The sequence below is a fragment of the Novosphingobium sp. KN65.2 genome (assembly GCF_001368935.1).
Classification (GTDB): domain Bacteria; phylum Pseudomonadota; class Alphaproteobacteria; order Sphingomonadales; family Sphingomonadaceae; genus Novosphingobium; species Novosphingobium mathurense.
On the sequence record NZ_CCBH010000005.1, the window covers coordinates 7,501 to 10,966 of the forward strand.

At 65.1% G+C, this 3,466-nt stretch carries 3 protein-coding genes (1 of these 3 cut by a window edge); 1 reads left to right on the top strand and 2 read right to left on the bottom strand.

The window, feature by feature from the left end; genetic code table 11:
• A protein-coding gene (gene bdcA / locus SPHV1_RS00565; RefSeq protein WP_054944205.1) for an SDR family oxidoreductase crosses the window boundary here: on the top strand, positions 1–281 show its final stretch. It extends 433 nt beyond the left edge of the window; 281 of the gene's 714 nt are visible here — the last part of the coding sequence; the start codon falls outside the window, past its left edge; the stop codon is at positions 279–281.
• A 217-nt stretch (positions 282–498) separates the two neighbouring features.
• On the opposite strand, the gene SPHV1_RS00570 is transcribed toward bdcA, so the two are convergent.
• Complete coding sequence (locus tag SPHV1_RS00570) at positions 499–2,106, bottom strand: carboxylesterase/lipase family protein (RefSeq protein WP_054944206.1); 1,608 nt, start codon at positions 2,104–2,106, stop codon at positions 499–501.
• Positions 2,103–3,380, bottom strand: coding sequence for an SGNH/GDSL hydrolase family protein (locus tag SPHV1_RS00575; RefSeq protein WP_197277589.1), 1,278 nt, complete (start codon positions 3,378–3,380; stop codon positions 2,103–2,105). The genes SPHV1_RS00570 and SPHV1_RS00575 overlap by 4 nt, the downstream gene beginning before the upstream one ends.
• Positions 3,381–3,466 lie beyond the last annotated feature (86 nt).

Here is a 3,466-nt window from a genome sequence, read left to right on the forward strand (position 1 = left end):
CCTATGCCCTGACCAAGTCAGCCATGCAGGGCATGGTGCGTGGATTGGCGCGCGACTTCGGCGATCGCGGTATTACGGTCAACAGCATTCAGCCCGGGCCGACCGATAGCGACATGAACCCGGCCGAAGGGCCGATGGCTGCTACGATGCACAGCTTCATGGCGATCAAGCGCCACGTCAGGCCTGCGGAAATCGCCGAACTGACAGCCTACATCGCTGGACCTCACGGCGCGATGATTACCGGGTCGATGCAGACAATCGATGGAGCTTTCGGCGCATAACGGCGGATCGAAACACGCAAACTGGCGACCGATGCATCGATACCCTGCATCGGTGGCCAGTCGAGATCGGTCAGATGCAATCCGTCGAACCGAGAAATGCGTGCGCCATGCAGGATTGCACCGCGGTCAGAAATCGCATGGGGCACGCCCAGTTGCTTGCTAGCCTGCAACGTAAGCCCGTTATCGCGGTGCCCGCCTCCGGGGCAGCCCGGCATCGTCAGAAAAGACCGAGTTGCCCCCCGCTCGCGACGAAGGCGCGATAGTCGCGCAACCGGTCGGCTGCGAGCACCTCGACCGCTTCGACTTTGTCGGAAAGCCTCTGCATCCGGCCGCTGGACAGCGCCGGCCAAGAGGGAAGCTGCCCGCCGTTGGGATTGCCGGTGCGGACGAAGTTGGTCCAATAACCGCTGATCTGCTCGCTCAGCAGGCGGTCGGGAAGGCTCGGCCGGGAGATGGCGGTGCCGACGGTAGCAAAGACATACGGAACTTCTGTCGTATGAAAGCTGCCGAACCGTCTGCCGACCTCGTCGTCCTGCGGGTGATCGAAAAGATAGGCAAACACCGGGGCCGCATTGCGCGGACGGCGATCGGCCCACTGCATCATCGCCGCGATCGCCTGCTCTCTCAGAAGCGATCGCGCCGCCCGAGCGGGGTCGGAGCCATGCACCGGCCCGTAATAGCGCCTGAATACCGCGGCGCTCTTGCCGAAGCGCCGCTCCAACAGCGCCTGCAGTCCTGCCGCATCCGCGACATGCCAATCGGGTGACGTGCTCGTCTCGTCTGCGGTCAGGCCGGTCAGCACCGGAACGCTGCTGCGCTGCCGATGCGGATCCGGCAATACGCGCGGTTCGGTGACCGGACGGAAGCGAATGCCCGGTGGCCCCACAGACGGATCGTTCGCCGCGCGCTGGATCGCCGCGACAGGCATGGAACGCAAGGAGGCCAGATCGATGGCACCGGCGGCCTGCGCAACCTTGACGCCCTGCGCCTCGGCCACTGCAAGCGGCGGTGGATCGGTGAGGGACCCCATGCCCGAGCCGCTCTCTGCGATCGCCCGGTGGAACAGCCCCTCCGCCGACGGTGCGGCCAGCAAGGCGTGGACGGACGCCGCACCGGCCGATTGCCCGGCGATGGTGACCGCCGACGGATCGCCGCCGAACCGGGCGATGTTGCGTTTGACCCAGCGAAGCGCCGCGATCTGGTCCATGAGGCCGTAGTTACCCGAGGATCCCGCTTCCGCCGTGAGAGCCGGATGAGCCAGAAAGCCGAACGCGCCAACGCGGTAGTTGATCGTCACGACGACAATGCCCCGCGCGGCCAGCTTTGCCCCGTCATAGATTGGGACCGAGGCGGATCCCCCCGCAAATCCGCCACCATGGATCCAGACCATGACTGGTTTCCGGCCCGTCAACCGCGGGGTCCAGACATTCAGGAACAGGCAGTCCTCGCTCATCGAACGGGTCGGGAAATAGGCTGCGGACCAAGGCGAGCCACCGGGCGGGACGTAGGGCGGATCCTGCTGGCAATCCGCACCGAATGCCGTAGCGGCGCGCGTTCCACGCCACCGCTCAACGGGCGTGGGTGCCTTCCATTGATTTACGCCGCCCGTATCGCCCGCACAGGGAATGCCGAGAAACGCGAACGCGCCCGGCACCTCTATTCCGGCGAGTGCACCGGTGTCGATACGCACCACAGGCGCCCGCGTTTCCGCCTTAGCGGCCGGTGCGACACCGCCCGCGGTCGCCGTCAGCAGCCCGACAATGCCCGCATGGGCCACGACCCATCCCAAGAGGCCCGAACGCTCGTTGCGCAGCCCTGCGATCATGGAAACATCGATAGGTCGATTCCGTCACCCATCGCCTGGTAGCCACGCTCGCTTGGGTGCAGATGATCCCCCGAATCGAACTCCGCCTTGAATTGGGCGGGTTGTTTGGGATCCCGCACCATGGCGTCGAAGTCGATGACGCCGTCCGGCTCGCCCGATGTCCGTATCCACGCGTTGACCGCATCGCGCATGGCAACTTTCGCCGGAGTCGACGTGAGCGCGTCGCCGGGGTTTGGCGTCAGCGTCCCGAAATAGACCTTGATCCCCCGTTCATGTGCGCGGGCAATGATCTGACGATAGCCACCGATCAGCTCCCCAGCAGTCAGTTCCGGACTGATGCCGAACGGTGAGGCGCCGGACATGTTGATGTCGTTGATGCCCTCGAGGACAATCAGGTGGGTGATGCCTTCGACACGCAGGGCATCGCGATCGAGGCGGGCCAGACCGGCGTCCCCCCATCCCGGGCTGAGCACCCGGTTTCCGCCAATTCCGGCGTTGATAACCGAGTAGGCAGCACCGCCCTTGCGTGCAGCCAGCCTGCGCGCGAGCGCTTCGGGCCAACCGCGGAGCATCGTGTGATCGGCTCGGTTCCCGTCGGTTATCGAATCGCCGAAAGCGACGATGATGTTCGGCTTCGTTTCACTCAGGACCGACACACCGGTTACGATGGGGCGCCCTTTCATCATCGCCGCACCCTGCGGCAGCACTGCGGCCATGGTCTGATCGCCCGGGGCCAGCATGAATCCCGCGCCACCGCGCCCCTCGTTGGAATACGTAGTGGCAAGGCCGATGGTGACGACCAGTTCTGTCCCCGGCTTGACTGGCAGCGAGACCGGATCGCTGAGAACCGGGCTGCCGGTCGGCACGCTGATCCGATCTACTCCGCCGAACGTGAGCCGCCGCAAAGTGCCCGCCCCGGCCGCGAAGCCGTCGGCGGCCAGAGCAACCGAAGCGCCAGCCAGTTCGAGCGGCGAAGTCCCGTTCTCATTCGACAACCGGATCCGCAGCTGCGACCCTTCGGCCTGGACAGCGATACGATAGCGCACCGTTCCTTCTATCGGCTGCTTGTTGAGCTCGGCACGCAATGCGTCGGCCGGGATATGCCAATGCTGGACCGCGAAGTCGACGAACTGATCGCTCGGCGGCGCATACGTGGCAGGGCTGGATTGATATGCCTCCGTCCAAGCAGATTCGGCCCGCGCCTGCGCGCCGGCAATCAGGATTGTCGCCAAGGCCGCGAGCGCGGTTACGCTTCGCCGAACCAGAGATGCCATCATCGCTTCCAACTCCCTCTGCCCAAAACTCTTGATCTTCAGGCGCGATGCACGCCGGAGTGCTGAGTAACGGCCCGATTGTTACC